Annotated in this window: 19 protein-coding genes; 13 read left to right on the top strand and 6 right to left on the bottom strand. The window is 73.2% G+C overall.

The genetic code is table 11. The features are described 5' to 3' along the window. Positions 1-56 precede the first annotated feature (56 nt). Both ACZ7LV_RS12505 and ACZ7LV_RS12500 read right to left on the bottom strand, forming a co-directional pair. Positions 57-1,517, bottom strand: a complete 1,461-nt coding sequence (locus tag ACZ7LV_RS12505) for an acyl-CoA dehydrogenase family protein (protein ID WP_471938531.1) — start codon at positions 1,515-1,517, stop codon at positions 57-59. Continuing rightward, positions 1,510-2,190: an alpha/beta fold hydrolase gene (locus ACZ7LV_RS12500; RefSeq protein WP_471938529.1), complete on the bottom strand. Its 681-nt coding sequence runs from the start codon at positions 2,188-2,190 to the stop codon at positions 1,510-1,512. Before ACZ7LV_RS12500 ends, ACZ7LV_RS12505 begins: the two co-directional genes overlap by 8 nt. Positions 2,191-2,373: 183 nt before the next feature. On the opposite strand from ACZ7LV_RS12500, the gene ACZ7LV_RS12495 reads away from it, so the two are divergent. Next, positions 2,374-2,847, top strand: coding sequence for a MarR family winged helix-turn-helix transcriptional regulator (locus ACZ7LV_RS12495; protein ID WP_471938527.1), 474 nt, complete (start codon positions 2,374-2,376; stop codon positions 2,845-2,847). Positions 2,848-2,884: 37 nt separating this feature from the next. Here ACZ7LV_RS12495 and ACZ7LV_RS12490 read toward each other — a convergent pair whose 3' ends face one another. Then, a complete protein-coding gene (locus tag ACZ7LV_RS12490) occupies positions 2,885-3,361 on the bottom strand; it encodes a MarR family winged helix-turn-helix transcriptional regulator (protein WP_471938525.1) in 477 nt (158 codons plus the stop codon). Between the two features lie 123 nt (positions 3,362-3,484). On the opposite strand from ACZ7LV_RS12490, the gene ACZ7LV_RS12485 reads away from it, so the two are divergent. The 3 genes from ACZ7LV_RS12485 (at position 3,485) to ACZ7LV_RS12475 (ending at position 5,269) form a co-directional block, all read left to right on the top strand. After that, on the top strand, positions 3,485-3,838 hold the full coding sequence (locus ACZ7LV_RS12485) for a DoxX family protein (RefSeq protein WP_471938523.1): 354 nt from the start codon (positions 3,485-3,487) through the stop codon (positions 3,836-3,838). 431 nt (positions 3,839-4,269) lie between these two features. Next, entirely contained in the window at positions 4,270-4,911 is a 642-nt protein-coding gene (locus ACZ7LV_RS12480) for a TetR/AcrR family transcriptional regulator (protein ID WP_471938521.1), read from the top strand. Positions 4,912-5,095: 184 nt separating this feature from the next. Continuing rightward, entirely contained in the window at positions 5,096-5,269 is a 174-nt protein-coding gene (locus ACZ7LV_RS12475) for a hypothetical protein (protein WP_471938519.1), read from the top strand. Between the two features lie 138 nt (positions 5,270-5,407). On the opposite strand, the gene ACZ7LV_RS12470 is transcribed toward ACZ7LV_RS12475, so the two are convergent. Further along, positions 5,408-6,226 carry an IclR family transcriptional regulator gene (locus ACZ7LV_RS12470; protein WP_471938517.1) on the bottom strand — a complete coding sequence of 273 codons (819 nt, stop codon included), beginning with the start codon at positions 6,224-6,226 and terminating at the stop codon, positions 5,408-5,410. A gap of 270 nt (positions 6,227-6,496) precedes the next feature. On the opposite strand from ACZ7LV_RS12470, the gene ACZ7LV_RS12465 reads away from it, so the two are divergent. The 8 genes from ACZ7LV_RS12465 to ACZ7LV_RS12430 are packed head-to-tail and all read left to right on the top strand — an operon-like array spanning position 6,497 to position 14,185. Then, on the top strand, positions 6,497-7,825 hold the full coding sequence (locus ACZ7LV_RS12465; RefSeq protein WP_471938515.1) for an SLC13 family permease: 1,329 nt from the start codon (positions 6,497-6,499) through the stop codon (positions 7,823-7,825). Positions 7,826-7,827: 2 nt separating this feature from the next. Then, positions 7,828-9,054: a CaiB/BaiF CoA transferase family protein gene (locus ACZ7LV_RS12460; protein WP_471938513.1), complete on the top strand. Its 1,227-nt coding sequence runs from the start codon at positions 7,828-7,830 to the stop codon at positions 9,052-9,054. 7 nt (positions 9,055-9,061) lie between these two features. Further along, positions 9,062-10,279: a CaiB/BaiF CoA transferase family protein gene (locus ACZ7LV_RS12455; RefSeq protein ID WP_471938511.1), complete on the top strand. Its 1,218-nt coding sequence runs from the start codon at positions 9,062-9,064 to the stop codon at positions 10,277-10,279. Between the two features lie 2 nt (positions 10,280-10,281). Next, positions 10,282-11,085: an enoyl-CoA hydratase/isomerase family protein gene (locus ACZ7LV_RS12450; RefSeq protein WP_471938509.1), complete on the top strand. Its 804-nt coding sequence runs from the start codon at positions 10,282-10,284 to the stop codon at positions 11,083-11,085. Between the two features lie 28 nt (positions 11,086-11,113). Next, positions 11,114-11,554 (top strand): Zn-ribbon domain-containing OB-fold protein, encoded by a 441-nt coding sequence (locus tag ACZ7LV_RS12445; RefSeq protein ID WP_471938507.1) that lies wholly within the window; start codon positions 11,114-11,116, stop codon positions 11,552-11,554. Further along, the gene (locus ACZ7LV_RS12440; protein WP_471938506.1) at positions 11,551-12,693 is read left to right on the top strand and encodes a thiolase family protein; all 1,143 of its coding nucleotides are present in this window, start codon (positions 11,551-11,553) and stop codon (positions 12,691-12,693) included. Before ACZ7LV_RS12445 ends, ACZ7LV_RS12440 begins: the two co-directional genes overlap by 4 nt. A 23-nt stretch (positions 12,694-12,716) precedes the next feature. Next, on the top strand, positions 12,717-13,343 hold the full coding sequence (locus ACZ7LV_RS12435; RefSeq protein WP_471938504.1) for an SDR family oxidoreductase: 627 nt from the start codon (positions 12,717-12,719) through the stop codon (positions 13,341-13,343). Between the two features lie 14 nt (positions 13,344-13,357). After that, on the top strand, positions 13,358-14,185 hold the full coding sequence (locus ACZ7LV_RS12430; RefSeq protein ID WP_471938502.1) for an SDR family NAD(P)-dependent oxidoreductase: 828 nt from the start codon (positions 13,358-13,360) through the stop codon (positions 14,183-14,185). A gap of 37 nt (positions 14,186-14,222) precedes the next feature. On the opposite strand, the gene ACZ7LV_RS12425 is transcribed toward ACZ7LV_RS12430, so the two are convergent. Further along, positions 14,223-15,224, bottom strand: a complete 1,002-nt coding sequence (locus tag ACZ7LV_RS12425) for a helix-turn-helix domain-containing protein (protein ID WP_471938500.1) — start codon at positions 15,222-15,224, stop codon at positions 14,223-14,225. A gap of 81 nt (positions 15,225-15,305) precedes the next feature. Continuing rightward, positions 15,306-16,820 carry an IucA/IucC family protein gene (locus ACZ7LV_RS12420; RefSeq protein ID WP_471938498.1) on the bottom strand — a complete coding sequence of 505 codons (1,515 nt, stop codon included), beginning with the start codon at positions 16,818-16,820 and terminating at the stop codon, positions 15,306-15,308. Positions 16,821-16,933: 113 nt separating this feature from the next. Between ACZ7LV_RS12420 and ACZ7LV_RS12415 the strand changes: the two genes are divergently transcribed. Next, positions 16,934-18,427, top strand: coding sequence for an IucA/IucC family protein (locus tag ACZ7LV_RS12415; RefSeq protein WP_471938496.1), 1,494 nt, complete (start codon positions 16,934-16,936; stop codon positions 18,425-18,427). Positions 18,428-18,488 lie beyond the last annotated feature (61 nt).

The raw sequence follows: 18,488 nt of genomic DNA, 5'->3' as shown, positions 1-18,488 counted from the left end.
GCCCTGCATCCGTCCAGTCTCCTCCAGGGCCCGCGTGCGTGCACGGCCTCGACGCCTCAGACCATGAGGCTGACGCGGTCCTGGACGCCGAGGAGGCTCTTGCCGTAGACCTCCAGGCCGACGGCGGGGACGAGGCCGGCGTGGCGGGCCGCGGTGTGGGCGTCGCGCCAGATGCGCTGGAGCGGGCCGTCGTCGGCGAACGCCGAGGAGCCGTGGACGTCGAGCAGCGTGTCGATGGCCTCGACCACCTGCTGGGCCGCGTAGCCGGCGCGCGCCCGGACGTGCGCGCGCGTGGCGTACTCCAGCGGTCCGACCGCACCCCGGTCGACCTCGTCGACGGCCTGGTAGGCGAGCAGCCGGGCGGTCTCCCACCGCAGCGCGGCCTGCGCGACCTGGGTCTGCACGCCGACGGAGTCGGCCTGCCGGCCGTGCACGGTGAAGGCGAGCGGCTTCGTGCCCGCGGCCTCCACGACGGTGTCCAGCGCCGCCTTGCCGAGCCCGAGCAGCGGCCCGACCAGGCACAGCAGCAGCATCGGCCCGAACGCCGCGCCGTACAGGGCCTCGTCCCGGTCGGAGCGGGGATACACGCCCTCCGCGGCCGCCGGCACCGACAGCACCCGGTGCCCGGGGACGAACACGTTCTGTCCGACCAGCGTGTTGCTGGCGGTGCCGCGCATGCCCGCCATGCGCCAGGTGTCCTCGACGACGAGCTCCGAGGCCGGGATCAGCACCAGGGCCTGGTCCCGCACCGAGCCGTCCGCGTCCCGCAGCAGCGCGCCGACGGCCGCCCAGGTCGCGTACGGCGCACCCGAGTTGTAGGACCAGCGGCCCGTCACCCGCCAGCCGCCGGGCACCCGTTCCCCGACACCCGTCGGGGCGGCCACTCCGGTCACCCGCGCGTCGGGGTCGGCGCCGAACACGTCCTCCTGCGCCTGGTCGGGGAACAGGCAGGCCAGCCAGTTCGTCACCGAGATGATCATCCCGACCCAGGCCGCCGAGCCGTCCCCCTCGCCGAGCGCCTCCGACACCTCCGTGAGCGTGCGCAGGTCGGTCTCGTAGCCGCCGAAGCGCCGCGGCGTCAGCAGCCGGAAGACGCCGGCCTGCGCCAAGGCGTCGACGGCCTCCTTCGGCACGGCCCGGTCGGCGTCCCCGCGCGCCGCGCACTCCCGCAGCAGCGGCCGCAGGGCGGCGGCCCGGGCGACCAGTTCGTCCCGTGCGGTCTCGATGGAGGGCACGCTCGTCGCGCCCTCAGGTCCGGTGGTGCCCACCATGTACTCCTCGTGGTCGGTCGTCGCGTCGTCGTTCGTCGCGTCGTCGGTCGGTGTGTTCTCGGCCGATGTGTTCTCGGCCGGTGCGATGTCGGCCGGTGCGATGTCGGCCGGTGCGATGTCGGCCGGTGCGTTGCCGGCCGGTGTGTTCTCGGCCGGTGCGATGCCAGCCGGTGCGTATGCGGTCGTCGCGTATGCGGTCGTCGCGTATGCGGTCGTCGCGTATGCGGTCGTCGCGTCGTCAGGCATCCGCGATCTCCCCGAGCAGTGCGCCCAGTCCGGCGGGCATCGACAGGAAGGGCGAGTGGCCGCTCGCGATGCGGTGGACCGCTCCTGACCTGGCCGCCAGCACTTCCTGATGTCCGGGCGGCAGCGCCTGGTCGTGCGCGCAGACGACATACGTCGAGGGGACGGTGTGCCAGGCGGCCCGGGTGAGGCTGTCGCTGAAGGACCTGGTGCTCTGCGGCACCAGACGCCCGGCGGCCTCCTTCGCCTCGGCCTCGGGAACGTCTCCGTAGAACATCGGTACGGGGTTGTCCGGTACCGCCTGGAAGCCGCGCTGCTCGGACGGCACAGGGGCGCCGTGGAAACCGAGGAGGCTCTCGCCGACGTCGAGTTGGTAGGCCGCCAGGTAGACGATCCGCGTGACGTTCCCGGCCTGCGCCGCGACCTGGGTGACGGGGACACCCCCGTAGGAGTGGGCGATCACCACGGCCGGGCCGTCGACGCGCCGCAACTCCTCCAGCACCGCCCCCGCGTCGTCCTGGACCCCGGCCTCCCGTCCGGCGCTGGGCAGGTCGACCGTGCGGGTGCGAAGGCCGCGGGCGTTCAGCGCCGCCGTCAGCGGGCGCCAGCACCAGGAGCCGTGCCACGCCCCGTGCACGAGGAGCAGCGTCGGGCGGGGGACCCCATCTGCAGTCACTTGATGTCACTTCCATGGTCGTTCGCTCACGCCAAGCGCTGCGACGGCCTGGCGAGAGGGAGCGTAGGTCGCATTGGACATGGTGTCCAACGTGATGTCCATCGCAAGCGCGGGCCAGGAAGTAGTGGATGTATCTCAACGGTATAGTCAGGTCGATGATTGAAAGCTTGTTAGCATCACGAGGTGACTGTGGACGAGCGCCCGATCGACGACGGGGAGAGCGATCTCCTGCAACGGCTCGGTTTCCTCCTGGCGCGCCACGGCGCCGTGGCCGACAACCGGATCCGCCGCGCGCTCCAGGACGTCCGGCTGACCCCCCGGCAGGGCACGACGCTGATCCTGTTGGGCAGGTCCCGTTCCATGGGGCAGCAGGCGCTGGCCGCGGCGCTCGGCGTCGACGCGAGCGTCATGGTGGGCATCCTCAACGACCTGGAGGCCGCCGGCCTGGTGGAGCGCCGGCGGGACCGGTCCGACCGGCGGCGTCACATCGTGGCCATCACGGACGAGGGCGACTGCCTCATGGCCAAGACCCATCAGGCCGTGACGGAGGTGGAGCGGGATCTCTTCCGACGCCTGTCACCCGAGGAGATCGCCACCCTGCGGGGCCTGCTCCGCCGGATCGAGACACCTCCGGACGACCCGGCCTGCGCCGAGTGACGGCGCCCGCGCGCTGTCCGTACGCGCGGAGTGCCGATCAGTCCTCGGCGCAGGCCGGGTCACCGGGAGTGCTGCGGACGCGGGCCAGCAGGTCCCGGAGCGTGGTGAGTTCCTCGGCGGAGAGGTCGGCGAACAGCCCGCGCTCGACCTCGGCGACGGCGTCCTGGGCCTCGGACAGGAGACCGCGGCCCTCCTCGGTGATGGCCACGATGTGGCGCCGACGGTCGGCGGGGTCGCGCCGGCGCTCCACGAGGTGGGCCGACTCCAGCTCGTTCAGGATGCCGACCATGATGCTGGGGTCCACCTCCAGGGCCGTCGCCAGCGCCTGCTGACCCATGAAGCCGGTTCGCCCCACCAGCATGAGCGCCGCGCCCGGCCGGGCCGCGAGGCCGCAGGACTCGAAGGCCCGGTGGACGCGACTGTTCGCGATGGCCCCGTTGCGCGCCAGCAGGAATCCGAGCCGGTTCAGAGGATCTCCCCCGGCCGCGTCGGTCACGGATTCATTCACGCTCATGCCCTCACAGTACCAAGGAGATAATCATCACGACTTCGAAATGATTGATGCGCCTCTACTATTTGCGAGGATCAACGCATCGCACGGGCCTCGCCGTGCGGACACGCACGACTGGAGAATCCGATGTCCCTCGCCACCGCACTGCTGTCCTGCTTGCTCGCGGCCTTCATGACCTTCGCCGGCGCACCCAAGCTCTCGGACACCCCGCGGACCCGGGGCATGGCGGAGCATCTGCGGGTGCCGACCGGGCTGCTCCGCCTCGTCGGTCTGGCCGAGGTCGCCGCGGCCACCGGACTGCTGGTGGGCCTCTTCGCCACCTGGGCGGGCGTGGCGGCGGCCGCCGGCCTGGTGGTGCTGCTGCTCGGCGGGGTGGCGTCCCATCTGCGCGTCAAGGACGGCTTCGCCGCGGCCGCTCCGGCCTTCGCCGCGGCCGTCGTGGCCGCGGGCGTCACCGTCCTGCACATCGCGGGCGGCTGACCGGCCCGGACCTGGTGCCGGTCAGGGGCATGGCGTGCAGGCCGATGCAGTGGTCGTCGGCACCGAGGGCGCGCCCCTGGGGTGAACCCCGGCGATCGCGGCGCATCCGCGATGCCCTCACGGCACGGTACGTCGATCGCCTCGGTCGAGATCGCACCGCCGGTCGCGGCACCGCGTTCAGGACCGGGCCGGCCCGGCGCAGCCCTCGGCCGCGCCCGCGAAACCATGTCAGGACCCCGCCGACGTCACGCTTCCCGGCCGGTCGCGCCGCGAGCCGATCCGGGGTCGACCCGGCCGCCCCTCGGAATGCCGGGCCCTGACATCCCACGGGCCTCCTGGACGCCCACGGCTCGGGACGCCCCCAAGCTCCCCGCGAGTCGTGCGGGCCGCCGGGCACTCGGCCCCGACAGGGCGGTCCCTAGGATGAGTCCATGGCTTCCACCACGCGACGACGCTCCAGCGCGGCCGATCGGAGGTCCGCCCTGGAGCGGCGGATCCTCTCGGCGATCGACGAGTTGCTGCGCGACGGTGCCACCTTCACCGAGCTCAGCGTCGAGCAGATCGCGCACGCCGCCGGGATCTCGCGCTCCACCTTCTACCTGTACTTCCGCGACAAGGTGGACCTGCTGCTGCGGCTGGGGGGCTCGCTGAAGACGGAGAGCCACGCCATCGCCGCGTCCTGGTGGCCCTGCGCCCCGGGCGGCGGGGTCGACGGCCTGGCCCGCACCTACGAGCTGATCCTGCGCCACTACCGCGAGCACGCGGGACTGCTGTCGGCGATCAACGAGGTGGCCGCGTACGACCCGGTGGTGCGCGAGGCATGGTCCGCCGACCAGGGCCGCTTCGTCGACCACGTCGTGGCCGTGCTGCGGGAGGAACAGCGGGCCGGCCGGACGCCCGCGGACATCGACGCCGAACTCACCGCCCGCATCATCGTCCAGGGCGGCGGCCAGGTCATCGCCCAGCAGGTGGCCGGCAGCGACGGCGGCGACGACCCCGCCGTGGCCCGCGAACTGGCCAACGGCTACTGGCACGGCGTCTACCGTCGCACCCCGGCGACGACCGCGGACTGAGCGCGCGGGAATCACCGAAGACCGGCTCGGATCAGTCTTTGACGTTGCAACCATCACACTCTGAAAATCATTGAACTCCATCAATCATCTGTTAGGTTCAATGCAAGCGCGATGGCGCCGAGCCGATCACACACCGCTCCGGCGCTCACCGCTTCGACCACAGTGTTTTTTCCGGAGTTCCAAAATGCCCAAGACCACCTTCCTGCCGGCCGCCACGCAGTTGCACCCGACCGGTGACGCCACCGGCGCCGGCCGCCACCGCGGCCGACGCGCCCACGAGCACCCCGCCCTCCTGGAACTGCCGGGCAGCGGCAGGCATCGCCGGGTACGGGAGGCGGAGCTCCCCCCGGGCGACTGACAGGCCCGCACCACCGGACACCTGCACCACATCGAGTGGGCGATGGGCGTGCAGGGGCCGTCCCGCTGAGCGGCGCGGGCGGCCACAGGGCGGTGTCCACACGCGAACCTGGGGAGAGCGTGCTGGACACCGCCCCTTTCACTGCCGTGCGTCGGCCCGCTTCTCCTCGAAGGCACGGATCTCGTCGAGGGACCTGGACGTGACCGTGTCCTGCGCCGCCCCGAGCTGCCGGGAGATCTGCGCGGCGGCCCGCGACATCGCGGCGACGACGAACGGCAGGCGGTCCGGGGACAGTCGCCCCCGGGGCGCCGAGACGTGCACCGCGGCGCTCACGGCGCCGGACGCGTCGACGACCGGGGTCGCCACACCCAGGATCCCCTCGACGCTCTCTCCGTCGCTGACGCTGTAGCCGGACGCGCGGATGCCCTCGAACTCGTGCCGCAGCCGGTCGCGGTTCACGAGCGTGTACGGCGTGAACTTCTCCAACTCGGGTGCGTGCAGGACCCGTTGTTCGAGGTCTGCATTGCAGGCGGCCATCAGCTTGCCGACGGCCGAGCCGTGCAGCGGGCGCGGCCCGCCGAGCTTCATGACGACGGACAGGGTCTGCCCCGCCTCCTGCCGGTCCGCGTAGACGACGCTGCTGCCGCTGCGCACGGCGAGGTAGGTGTTCTCGTTGATCTCCTCGCACAGCTCGACCAGATAGGGCCGGCTGACGTGCCGGATGTCGACGCTGTCCACGATCGAGAGGGCGAGGACCACGGAGCGCGGCCCGAGGGCGTACGTGCGCTGCCCGAGGAGCTTGACCGCGTCCAGTTCGACCAGCACCTGCAGCAGGTCGTGCGCGCTGCTCATGGGCAGGGCGAGGTCGTCGCACAGGCGCTTGAGCGTGCAGCCCTCCTGGTGCTGGGCCAGGTACCCCAGGATCACCAGCGCCCGGTCGATGCGTGCCGGGTTCATGGCGTGCCCCCTCTGTCGATGCCGTGGCAGCCAGCGTCGTCCATCCGTCTCCGAAACACTATTCGGTTTCACGAAGTGCTGCCTGCGTCGACTCCAGCGGTTCCCGGCATACGGGCTTCTCTTGACGGCATCCCTCTACCGACCTAGCATCCCGCACTACGTAAATGCGAAGTTAAATTCGGAATCTCGAAGCGTCGCTTCGGACGACGCGGTGAGCCGCACGGCCGGGCCGGTCAGGCAGCCGGATCCGTGAGATCGAGGAGATCCCCTTTGTCCCCAGAGCTTGTATCCATCGCGGCGCTGCTGGCGATCTTCGTGATCGGCACGATCCGTTCGGTGAACCTCGGCGCCCTGGCCTTCGTCGCGGCCTTCGCGGTCGGCGTCGGCGTGCTGGGGATGGACACCTCCGAGGTGCTCGCCGGCTTCCCGGCCGAGCTGTTCGTCATCCTCGTCGGCGTCACGTACCTCTTCGCCGTGGCCAAGAACAACGGCACCGTCGAATGGCTGGTCCAGGCCGCGGTCCGCGCGGTCGGCGGCAGGGTGGCGGCCATCCCCTGGGTCATGTTCGTGATCAGCGGCGTACTCGTGGCGCTCGGCGCGGTCAGCCCCGCCGCCGTCGCGATCATCGCCCCGGTCGGCATGGTGTTCGCGGCGCGCTACGGGATCAACCCGCTGCTCATGGGCCTCATGGTGGTCCACGGCTCCGCGGCGGGGAACTTCTCCCCGATCGGTGTCCTCGGCGTGGTCACCAACGGTGTCGTCGCGCGCAGCGGCATCCCGGGCGACGCCACCGGACTCTTCCTGAGCAACCTCGTCTTCAACGTGCTCCTGGGGCTCGGCGTCTTCTTCGCCTTCGGTGGCCGCAAGCTGCTGCGCGCGGGGCGCGCCGCCCAGGTCGTGGAGGCCGCACCCGGCGGCGGCGCCGGCGCACCGCGATCCGGCGCGGGACGCGGGGGAACCGGCGTCGTGACCGAGGCCCTGCCGAAGACCGAGACCCTCGCGCTGGACCGGGACCGCGTCGTGACCCTCGTGAGCATGGCCGCCATGGTGGTCGGCGCCCTCGTGTTCGACCTCGACGTCGGCCTGATGGCCCTGACCGCGGCCGTCCTGCTCACGCTGCTCTCACCCGCGCCCGCCAAGGAGGCCGTCGGCCAGATCAGCTGGGGCATCGTGCTGCTGGTCTGCGGCATCGTCACCTACAGCGGCCTCATGCAGACCGTCGGCACCGTCGACTACCTCGGTGACGCCATCTCGCGGCTGGACGCGCCGCTGCTCGCCGCGCTGCTCATCTGCTACATCGCCGCCGTCGTCTCGGCCTTCGCCTCCACCACCGGGATCCTGGGCGCCCTGATCCCGCTGGCCGTCCCGCTCCTGGCGACCGGTCAGGTGGGCGCGATCGGGCTGATCGCGGCCCTGTCCATCTCCTCGTCGGTGGTCGACTCCAGCCCCTTCTCCACCAACGGCGCGATCGTCGTCGCCAACGCGCCGGAGGAGAAACAGGCCGTCGTCTACCGGCAGCTCATGAAGTGGGGCTTCGGCCTCGTCCTCGTCGCGCCCCTCGTCAGCTGGGCCGGCCTGACCGTTCTGGCGGATTGGTGAACATGACCGCACCCAACAGTCCCGGCCCGCTCGACGGTCTGCGCGTCGTCGACCTGAGCACCCGCCTCGGCACGTACACCGGCCGCCTGTTCGCCGACCTCGGCGCCGACGTCGTCCGCGTCGAGCCCCCGGGCGGCGCACCCGAGCGCGCGGTGCCCCCGCTGACCGGGGACGGCACGAGCCTCTCGTTCGCCTTCACCGAGGCCGGCAAGCGCAGCGTCGTCCTGGACCTGGACGACCCCGGCCAGGCCGAACAACTGGAGCGGCTGCTGGCCACGGCCCAGATCCTGCTCACGAGTGAGGGTCCGGCACAGCTGCGCGCCCGGCGGCTGCACCCCGAGGACGTCACCCGCCGGCATCCGGGTCTGATCCATGTCTCCGTCAGCCCCTTCGGCCTCACCGGGCCCTGGGCCGACCGCCCGGCCTGCGACCTGACCCTGCTCGCGGCGGGCGGGCTGCTCGCGCTGGCCGGCGATCCGGACCTGCCGCCCGTACGGGCCTGGGGGGAACAGAGCTCGGTGATCGCCGGGGTGCACGCCGCGACCGCCGCGCTGATCGCCGTGCTCGCCCTGGAGGACGGCGGCCACGGCCAGGTCGTGGACGTGTCCGCGCAGGAGGCTGTCGCCCACTCGCTGGAGAACGCCGTCCAGTACGTCGACCTCGAAGGCGTCGTCAGGACGCGCGTCGGCGCGGGCCCCGCCGAGGCCGGCACGGGTCTGTTCGCCTGCGCCGACGGCTGGATCTACCTGGTGGGAGGCCTCGGCGGGCTCCCGCTCGCCTGGGACGCGATCACCGAGTGGCTGGAGGCCGACGGCCTGACCGAGGCCGCCCGACTGCGTGAGCCCCGCTGGCGGCAGCGGGCCTGGCGCCGCAGCGCGAGCGGGGTGCACAAGTTCCGGACGCTCTTCGAGCGGTTCGCCGCCCCCCGCACCAAACGGGAGCTCTACGAGGAAGGGCAGCGGCGCGGGATCAGCATCGCGCCCGTCTCCACCCCGCGGGACCTGCTGAGCAGCCCTCAGCTGACCGGGCGGGACTTCTTCCGCACGCTCGCCGTCGGCGGCGCGGCGCTCCCCTTCCCCGGGTCGCCGTACCGCTTCGACGGTCTCGCCGTCGCCCCGGGCGACGTACCGGCGGTGCCCGGCGCCCACACCCGCGCCGTGCTGGACGCCCTGTCCGGCGACGAACCGGCCGCCGCCCCCCTCCGCACGCCCGCAGGCACCAAGGAGTAACAGCACCATGCCCTCCCGGCTCCCCCTCGACGGGATACGCGTCGCCGACTTCACCTGGGTCGGCGCGGGCCCGTTCCTGACCAAACCGCTCGCCGACCACGGCGCCGACGTCATCAAGATCGAGTCCCGGACGCGCACCGACCCGATCCGCGCCATGGCCCCCTTCCGTGACGGCTCCCCCGGCACCGACCGCAGCGGCTACTTCGCCAACCGCAACACCAGCAAGCGGTCCGTCTGCCTGGACCTGAAGGATCCGCGCGGCAGGGACCTCGCCCTCCAACTCATCGCGCGCAGCGACGTCGTGGCGAACAACTTCACTCCCGGCACCATGGACCGGCTCGGCCTCGGCTACCACGACGTCCTCGAAGTACGGCCGGACGTCGTCTATCTGGACATGCCGATGCAGGGCAACGCCGGACCGCACCGCGACTTCCGGGGCTACGGCCTGACCATCGCCGCCGCCGGCGGGCTGCTGGGCCTGACCGGCCACTCCGGGCGGCCCCCGGTGGGCACGGGCACCAACTACCCCGACCACGTGCCCAACCCGCTGCACGCCGCGGTCGCGGTGCTCGCCGCACTGCGCCGACGGCGCCGGACCGGCGAGAGCCAGTACATCGAGCTCGCCCAGCTGGAGTCCACGGTCAACGTGGTCGGTCCCGCGCTCCTCGCGGCGGCCGCCGGTCTGCCGGCCGGCCGGCAGGGCAACGAGGACACGGTCGCGGCACCGCACGGCGTGTATCCGTGCGCCGGCGAGGACCGCTGGTGCGCCGTCAGTGTCAGCACCGACCGCCAGTGGACGGCGCTCACCCGGACGCTCGGCAACCCGCGGTGGGCCTCCCGGCCGGACCTCGCGACCGCCGAGGGGCGCCAGGCCGCCCGGCAGGAGCTGGAGGGCTTCATGGCGTCGGCCACCGCCACCCGGCAGGCGGGCGAGCTGGCTGACGCGCTCACCGCGGCGGGCGTTCCGGCCGCGGCGGTGAGCGACGCCGCACAGGTGCTGGCCGACCCCCAGTTGCAAGCCCGGGGCCACTGGGTCGTCCTCGACCACCCCGAGATGGGCCCCAGCGTCTACGACAACATCCCGTACCGGCTGTCCGCCACCCCCGGCGCACTGCGCGGCCCGGCGCCCCTGCTGGGCGCGGACACCCGCGAGGTCTGCCAGGACCTCCTCGGCCTGGACCCGGACACCTACGAACGCCTCGCTGAAGAAGGAGTGGTGGGCTGACCATGGCCATCGAGACCGAGCGCACCGACAGGACACTGATCGTGCGCATCAACCGCCCCGAGGCGCTCAACGCCCTGGACGTGGAGACGATGCGCGCGCTGAACGAAGCCCTGCGCGCGTTCCGCGACGACCCGGGACTCGCCGTCGGGATCATCACCGGCGCCGGGGACCGCGCCTTCTGCGCCGGAGCCGACCTGAAGAAGACGCTCCCGCCGAAGACCCCGTTCGCCAGCTCGTACTACGCCCCGTACGAGCAGAGCGTCGAGGAGGGTCTGTACGTACGCGCCCTCACCCTCAGCGAGCTGAACATCGGCAAGCCGCTGATCGCCGCCGTCAACGGGCACGCCCTCGGCGGCGGCGCCGAGATCGCCCTCGAGTGCGATCTGCGGATCGCCGGTGAGAACGCCACCTTCGGCCTGCCGGAGCCGCGCGTGGGCAGCGTCCCCGCCGTGGGCGGTGTGTCCCGGCTGCTGCGGGCCCTCCCCCGGGCCGTCGCCATGAAGATGCTCCTCACCGGCGACCGCGTCGACGCCCAGGAGGCCTACCGCATCGGCCTGGTGAGCGACCTCGTGCCGACCGAGGACCTGCTGCCCACCGCCCTGGACGTCGCCGACCGCATCGCCGCCAACGGCCCCCTGGCGATCAGGAGCCTCAAGGCCCTCGCCGACCGCACGCAGGACCTGCCGCTGACCCAGTCGATCGCCGTCGAGCAGCTGATGTGGGGCGTGCTGCGGGACACCGAGGACCGGGTGGAGGGCCGTACCGCCTTCGCCGAGCGGCGTCCGCCCGAGTTCCACGGCCGCTGACCCCTCTTCCGAAAGGACTTCGCACACCATGCCGTCAACGCAGCCGCCACCGCCCGCCGACCGCCGGGTCGGGGCCGAGTGGACCCACCAGGACGGGGAGCGCACGACGCTGACCCTCACCGTCTGCGACAACTGCGCCGCCCGCTGGTTCCCGCCCCGCCGGACGTGCTCGACATGCGCGTCGGACGACGTGCGGGACATCCGCAGCGACCCGGAGGGACGCGTCTACGCCTCCTCCGTCGTACGGATCGCCCCGCGCGGCTTCCGGGCCCCGTACGTCCTGACCTACGTCGACATCAGCGGCGTCCGTCTGCTCGCCCACGTCCCGGGAGCCGAGGAGGCACCGGCGCCGGGCACCCCGGTCCGGCTGACCGTCGCTCCCCTCGCCGGGTCCGGCGAATCCGTGCTCACCTCGTACGCCGTGACCCCGGTCGACGGCGGCGCAGACCCCACCGGAGGTACCCGATGAGGCCCGTCCATGTCGCCGGCGCGGCCGTCCAGCCGTTCGGCAAGCACCCCACCCTGAACGCCGCCGAGCTCGGCCACCGCGCCGTCAAGGAACTGCTCGACCGGACCGGCATCACCCCCGACGCGGTCGACGCCGGCTTCGGCGGCTCCACGTACGGCGGCTCGCTGCTCACCCAGCGCGTCCTGCAGCGTGTCGGCGTGTCCGGGCAGCCGGTCTTCACCGTCGAGAACGCCTGCGCGAGCGGTGCCTCCGCCGTGCACCTGGGCTGGCAGGCCGTGGCCTCCGGGACCGCGGACGCGGTGATCGCCTTCGGCGCCGAGAACCTCTCGGCGTTCGGCGGCGGCACGCTGCCGCTGACGACCAATGACATCGAGATCGAGCAGGGCATGGTGATGCCGGCCGCGTACGCCATGCGTGCCCAGCGGTACCTGCACGACTTCGGTGCCACCGTGGACGACCTGACCGCGGTGTCCGTCAAGAACCGCGGCAACGGCGCCCTGAACCCGCGCGCGCACTTCCGGCGCGAGGTCACCGCACAGGACGTCGCCGACTCCCGGCCGGTCGCCGACCCGCTGCGGCTGCTGCACTGCTGCCCCAACAGCGACGGCGCCGCCGCGGTGCTGCTGTGCACCGAGGAGGTCGCCCGTGCGCTGGGGACGCCGAGTGTGCGGATGCGCGCCAGCGTCGTGCGGTCCGGCACCTTCCACACCGGGTACCGGGACATGACCTGGCCGGACATCACCGAGCGCGCGGCCCGGGCCGCCTACGACATGTCCGGTCTCATGCCGGGCGACCTCGATCTGGTCGAACTGCACGACGCCTTCAGCATCGCCGAGCTCCTGCACGCCGAGGCCCTCGGTATCGCGGAGCGCGGCAAGGCCCACCAGGCCCTGCGGGACGGCGAGTTCGACCGCGACGGGCGCGTCGCCGTCAGCCCCAGCGGGGGTCTGATGTCCCGCGGGCATCCGGTGGGCGCCACCGGAGCCACCCAGATCTGCGAGGCGTACTGGCAGCTCACCGGCCAGGCCGGCGACCTCCAGGTGGCGGACGCCTCCGTCGCCCTCACCCATGTCACCGGCGGCGGCATCTTCGGTGTCGACAACGGGGCGTGCTCCGTCCACATCCTCACCTCCGACTGAGCCGACCGAAAGGCCCTCCCCCGATGTCCGACCCCACCCCTACGCGCCGCGCCCTGGTCCTGGACCCGGCCGGCACCGCCACGGCGCGCGCGATCGCCGACCGGCTCGCGTCCGCCGGACACGACGTCCGGACCGCCGTGGACACCCCCGCCGAACCGGCCGGTCCCCTCGACGCCCTGGTCTACGAGCCGGGACTGCTGGACGACGACGTCTGCGGCCGACCCGCCGAGCAACTCCTCGCCGCGCTCGACCAGTTGGGTCCGCACCTGCGGTCCCGCGAGGACGGCGGCTGTCGTGTCGTGGTCGTCGCGAGCCGGGACGGCCTCGGCTGGCCGAGCCGCCCCGACCTGGCCGCCGAGAGCGGGGCGCTGGTCTCCACGGCCCGCAGCCTGGCGCTGAGGCTCGGCCGCAGCGGCATCACGGTGAACGTGGTCGCCGCGCTGCCGCCCGAGGGCAGCCCGCTGCGCGACTCCGGCCGCCCCGAGAACACCCATCTGTACGAGCCCGAGGCACTCACCCCGCATCCGGTGACCGCGCGGGACATCGCCGAGACCGCCGCGTTCCTCGCGGACGCCCGCAGCGGCTACGTCACCGGCCAGGTCCTGTACGTCTGCGGCGGCGCGAGTCTGCTGTCCAGCCTGTCCGTCTGAGACCGGAAAGCACGATGAACGAGAACGACCAGAGCGACCAGAACGACGCGAACGACGCGAACGACGCGAACGAAGGAGACCCCATGGATCTCGGCGGACAGGTCGCCGTGGTGACCGGTGCCGGCAGCGGCATCGGGCTGGCGATCGCCCGCGAGTTCGCCACCGCCGGCGCGAGCGTGGCCATCGCGGACATCGACGCCGACCGGGCGGAACTCGCCGCGCGGCAGCTCTCGGAGCTGGGCGCCACGGCGGTCGGGCTGCCGGTGGACGTCGCCTCCCGCGAGGCGGTGCGGGGGCTCTTCGCCGGCGTCGAGGAGCGGCTCGGCCCCGTCGACGTCCTCGTGAACAACGCGGGCATCAGCATCGACCACGGCGTGCGCAACATCACCGAGGAGGAGTGGGCGAGGACCGTCGCCGTCAACCAGACCGGCGTCTTCCTGTGCAGCCAGGCGGCGGCCGCCTCCATGATCCCGCGGCGGACCGGGCGCATCGTCAACGTGGCGTCCCGGGCCTGGCTCGGCTGGTACGGGCAGCTCGCCTACGCCTCCTCCAAGGGCGGTGTCGTCTCCGCCACCCGGTCGCTCGCCATCGAGCTCGCTAAGTACGGCATCACCGTCAACTGCCTGGCGCCGGGCCTGATCGACACTCCGCTGCTGCGCCGCGAGCCCCAGGAGGTGATGGACCGGCTGCTGCTGGCCCAGCCCATGGGCACGCTGGGCGAACCGGCCGACGTGGCCTGGGCCGCCCGGTACTTCGCCTCGCCCGCGAGCAGGTCGGTCACCGGCCAGGTGCTGTACGTCTGCGGCGGCAAGAGCCTGTACGCCCAGCCCGCCCGCGCCTGAGCTGCTCCCCCGGTGCGCGGACCGGCGCACCGGGGGTTCAGATCCAGTTGCGGCGGGCGGCGTGCCAGCCCAGCTGCATCCTGGTGGCGACGCCCGCGAGGCTCATCAGGCCCTGGATGCGCCGCTGGACGGTGCGGCGGCTGATGCCGAGCTGGCCGGCGATGGCCTGGTCGGTGAGCCCTGCGACCATCAGCGAGAGCAGGTGCCGGTCGTCCGCCGTGAGCGCGGTGGGGTCGGGCTTCGCGCCGGATCCGCCGAGCCGGCCCTCCGGGGTCACGTGCAGGGGGACGCCGATCTCCCAGTAGCGCTCGAACAGCGCCACGAGCGCCCCCAGCAGGCTGCTGCCGCGGATGACCGCGGCCGTGACGTCCCGGGGGTCGCCCGCGGGGCCGGCCGGCGCCAGGGGGCAGATGGCCAGGCACCGGTCGGCGATGGCCATCCGCAGCGGCAGGGCGGGCACGGCGCGCGCCACCTCACCCGCCCGCACCGCCTTGACGACGTTGTCGACGGCGCCCGCGTCGTCGAAGAACGCCTGCTCGTACAGGACCCGGTAGGCGACCCCTTCGGCCATGGCGTCGAACTCGGCCTGGTTGGTGCCCGACGGCATCGCGACGTACTGCGCCTTGCAGAACCACAGGAGTTCCCGGCGGGCCGTGGACTGGATCTGCTGGAGGCGCTGGCGCAGCGCCCCGGCGCCCGTGATGATCTCGACGACCTCACCCGCGTCACGGGCCCAGGCATGGTGGCGGTAGGCCTCCATGAGCTCGGAGATGACGGCGCGGGCCTTGTCCAGGTCACCGGCGCGCCGTTCGAGCCGAGGCAGCAGGGTCACATCGGGCGGGTTGGCGACGAACCGTCCCGGTGCGCCCTCCACCGCGCGGGCCAGGCCCTTGACCTCCAGCGCCGCGAGGAGGCGCCGGGCGGCCCCGGCGTCCGTGCCCGTCGCCGAGGACACGTCCGTCACCGACGCCGAGACGGCGACGACGAGGGCGCGATACGCATCGGTCTCGGCGTCCGTGAGACCCACCGGCTCCAGCATGCTCCGCCCCTTTGAACCTGGCCGACCACCGCGCGGCACACCGGTCAGACTAAGCCAGATGTGCGAACAGGTGACCGGGGCCTATCCCTCGGCCAGCGGGTTGGGCAACGGCCGGTAGCGGGCGTCGGCCCCGTCCGCGCCCGTCCAGCGCAGCAGCAGGTTCGTCTTCGCGGGCAGCGTCGGCGCGGTCAGCAGCCCGGCGATCTCGGGCAGGTCGTGCCGGGCCAGTTCGCGGCGGACGGCGGGCCACGGGTCCAGGCCCGGATGCCGTTCGGCGAGAGCCTCGGCCAGCTCCACCAGGTGGTTGACGACCAGGCAGTACACCAGCCGCTCCCACCCGGCGGCGCGCTCCACGTCCGGCAGCAGTTTGACGCCTTCCGCGTCCCGGAACAGCGCCTGCACCGGCGTTCCTCCCGCGTCGCAGGCCACCAGCGAGTTCTGCAGATGTGCCTCCAGGACGACGCCGTGGTCGGCGAAGGCCGCCAGGACGGGCGGCACCATGTGGCGCAGATACGCCTCCCACCAGCGCGCCGGGTCCGTAGGGCCGTCCAGCGGGCTGCCGGTGAAGCCCTCGACCAGCCCGGCGGCCAGGTACGGGGTCGTGTCCGGCAGGAGGTGGCCGCGCAGCCCGTCGCGGACCAGGACGGCCAGTTCCTCGAAGGCGAAGCCGGCGGTGCGGTAGCCCCGGTCGGACAGCCAGGCCGCGGTGCCGTCCGCCAGGGCCCGGCTCGTGGCGGCGTCCGTACGGCGCAGCATGAGCAGGTCGTGCCGCCACAGCCGCCGCACGTCGTTGGTGATGCGCACGTCGAGGCTGAACTTCAGGAACAGGTCGCGCTCCGGGGCGTACACCGTGCGGATCGCGGCCGTCGGGTGCACCGGGGCGGTGGTGGTGCCCAGCCGGATCAGCCGGCCGTCGGCGAAGGCCGGGGCCAGTGCGCGGGCGGTCAGGTCGAGTTGCCAGGGGTGGGCGGGCAGCAGCCGGTAGCCGGGCGGGGGCTCGCCGAGCGCGTCGAGGGCCGAGGTGTCGCCCTCCTCGACGACGGTGTCCTCGCGCAGGCCGAGCAGGACGAGCGGGAAGCGGGCGTACGCCTCCGGGGCGTACGGGAGCCAGCCGGCGACCGGTCCGCCGCCGCGCGCCTTGGGCGCGGGGTGGTGGGGGTGGCCCGTGATCAGGGACTGCTCGGAGCGCAGGTAGGGATCGTCCGGTGGGGTGGCACGCGCCCGTACGGCGAGGACGGCGGCGACGGCGTCACGGCTGTCGGACATCTCGGCGGGCAGTTCGTGGTTGGACAGGCCGGTGTGGCGGCGCAGTTCCTCGGTGACGAGCTTGACGAGTTCGGCGTGGCCGAGGCGCTGCCACCCGTGGGGCGTGTACACCTCGGGTGCGGTGGGCCGCCGGCCGCCCCGTACCCGTAGCAGCCGGTCGGTGCCGGGCAGCCGGTGGACGCCGTCCCGACCGGGCAGGGGCCGCGCCACCTCGCGCAGCAGACAGTTGAGCAGGGGTGCGGCCGCGTAGGTGTCGGCCGGATCGGCGACATCGCCGGGTGCCACGGCGTCGGCGCCGCCGGCTGGGGGGATGAGGTCCACGCGTTCCACTCGTTCCCTACGGTTCATTCGGGCGGAGACGATCAGTATCGCGGTCGTCACCCCCCGCCGTGACCGCCGCGGTCAGGCCAGCCTGCCCCGACTCGTTCCCGAGGAGCCCGCCCGTGCACCGTCCCCCCACCGCCGAGGCCGAGGTCGCCGACGAGCTGTCCGTCGTCCGCCCGGACCTCGCCGCGCGGTACGCGGCCGAACTGCCCGCCGCCCGGGCGGCCGTACTGACACGCCTGTGGCGTGCGCTCACCCATGAGCCGCTCCCCTGGATCGAGGGCCGCGTGCCGGGGCCGGAGGGCGTCACCCTGCGGCTGCGCGACGGCCGCCGGCTGCACGGCCCCGCCCCGGACCCGTACGCGACCGCCGCCTACGTCGGCGACGTACGGCTCGACGACGTGCGTCACGGCCGTCCGGCACGGCTGATGACGGAGCTCGCCGTACCGCACGGCGCGGAACTCGCCCTGGAACTCGACCACAGCGCCGCGTCCCTGGCCCTGTCGAGGGCGGCGCAGCCGACTCACCCGCAGGAGCGGCCCGAGAAGGACTGGGAGTGGGAGCAGCGGGTGGTGGACGGGCATCCGTACCACCCCAACTGCCGCTCGCGGCTCGGCTTCTCGGTGGCCGAGCAGCTCTCCCTCGCCCCCGAGCACCGCCCGCTGGTGGGGCTCGGGCTGGTGCCGGTTCCGGCCGAGGCCTGTCTGGTGACCGGGGCGTGGCCGGACCGTATGCGGGACGGGGGGCGGGTGCTGGTCCCGGTGCATCCCTGGCAGGCGGCGCACGTGCTGAAGCGGCCCTGCGAGGAGCAGCTCACCGGGCACCCGCTGATGTCCTTGCGCACCCTCGCCCTGGACGACGGGGTCCACGTCAAGACGGCGCTCAGCGCGCGTCTCACCTCGTCGGTGCGGGACATCTCGGTGCCTTCGGTGGCGGCGTCCATGACCCTCTCGGCGTTCGCGGAGCAACTGGCGGCACGCACGGACGGGCTGTTGCACGTCACGCGCACGCTGGGCGCGGTCACGGACGGGTCGCCGGACCTGGCGGCCGTGCTGCGCGAGTCGCCGCGGGAGTACGAGGGCCCGGGTGAGCGGGTGCTGCCGGTGGCGGCGCTGGGGACCACGGGACTCGCGCGGTCCGGGGCCTGGCTCGGCGACTTCGCGCGGCTCGCGCTCGGCGTCGGACTGCGGCTGCTGGACCTGGGTGTGGCGCTGGAGGCGCACGGCCAGAACCTCCTGGTCGTGCTGTCGGCGAGCGGCGCGCCGGTGCGGCTGGTCTACCGCGACCTCGCCGACATCCGGGTCAGCCCGGCCCGGCTGGCCCGGCACGGCATCCCCGACCCGGGTCTGCCCGCCAGGATCGTCACGGACGACGTGACGGCGCTGCGGCGCAAGTTGTTCGGCTCGCTGGTGGCGGGCGCGCTGGCCGGGACCGCGGGATCGGCACCGAGGCTGGCGGCGGCCCTGGAGACGGCCGTACGCGAGCTGCCGCGCACTGCCGACCTCGCGGCGCTGCGCGAGGAGCCGCTGCCGACCAAGGCGCTGACGCTGATGCGGCTGTCACCGGGGCGGGCCGGCGACCTGTGGGCGCAGTTGCCCAATCCCCTTCTCTGACCGGTGGTTCCGGTTCTTTGACCGGCTGTTCCGGAGCCGGACGGTCCGCCGTGCGGGCCCG

The sequence above is a fragment of the Streptomyces sp. NPDC107562 genome, assembly GCF_055657325.1.
Note: the sequence above shows the minus strand (reverse complement) of the source record. Positions and strands in the feature narration are given on the sequence as shown.

Excerpts from the sequence above, each read along its gene's own strand:
- ACZ7LV_RS12505 (WP_471938531.1), bottom strand. The coding sequence starts at position 1,517 with ATGCCTGACGACGCGACGACCGCATACGCGACGACCGCATACGCGACG.
- ACZ7LV_RS12490 (WP_471938525.1), bottom strand. The coding sequence starts at position 3,361 with ATGAGCGTGAATGAATCCGTGACCGACGCGGCCGGGGGAGATCCTCTG.
- ACZ7LV_RS12485 (WP_471938523.1), top strand. The coding sequence starts at position 3,485 with ATGTCCCTCGCCACCGCACTGCTGTCCTGCTTGCTCGCGGCCTTCATG.
- ACZ7LV_RS12480 (WP_471938521.1), top strand. The coding sequence starts at position 4,270 with ATGGCTTCCACCACGCGACGACGCTCCAGCGCGGCCGATCGGAGGTCC.
- ACZ7LV_RS12475 (WP_471938519.1), top strand. The coding sequence starts at position 5,096 with ATGCCCAAGACCACCTTCCTGCCGGCCGCCACGCAGTTGCACCCGACC.
- ACZ7LV_RS12470 (WP_471938517.1), bottom strand. The coding sequence starts at position 6,226 with ATGAACCCGGCACGCATCGACCGGGCGCTGGTGATCCTGGGGTACCTG.
- ACZ7LV_RS12460 (WP_471938513.1), top strand. The coding sequence starts at position 7,828 with ATGACCGCACCCAACAGTCCCGGCCCGCTCGACGGTCTGCGCGTCGTC.
- ACZ7LV_RS12455 (WP_471938511.1), top strand. The coding sequence starts at position 9,062 with ATGCCCTCCCGGCTCCCCCTCGACGGGATACGCGTCGCCGACTTCACC.
- ACZ7LV_RS12450 (WP_471938509.1), top strand. The coding sequence starts at position 10,282 with ATGGCCATCGAGACCGAGCGCACCGACAGGACACTGATCGTGCGCATC.
- ACZ7LV_RS12445 (WP_471938507.1), top strand. The coding sequence starts at position 11,114 with ATGCCGTCAACGCAGCCGCCACCGCCCGCCGACCGCCGGGTCGGGGCC.
- ACZ7LV_RS12440 (WP_471938506.1), top strand. The coding sequence starts at position 11,551 with ATGAGGCCCGTCCATGTCGCCGGCGCGGCCGTCCAGCCGTTCGGCAAG.
- ACZ7LV_RS12435 (WP_471938504.1), top strand. The coding sequence starts at position 12,717 with ATGTCCGACCCCACCCCTACGCGCCGCGCCCTGGTCCTGGACCCGGCC.
- ACZ7LV_RS12430 (WP_471938502.1), top strand. The coding sequence starts at position 13,358 with ATGAACGAGAACGACCAGAGCGACCAGAACGACGCGAACGACGCGAAC.
- ACZ7LV_RS12425 (WP_471938500.1), bottom strand. The coding sequence starts at position 15,224 with ATGCTGGAGCCGGTGGGTCTCACGGACGCCGAGACCGATGCGTATCGC.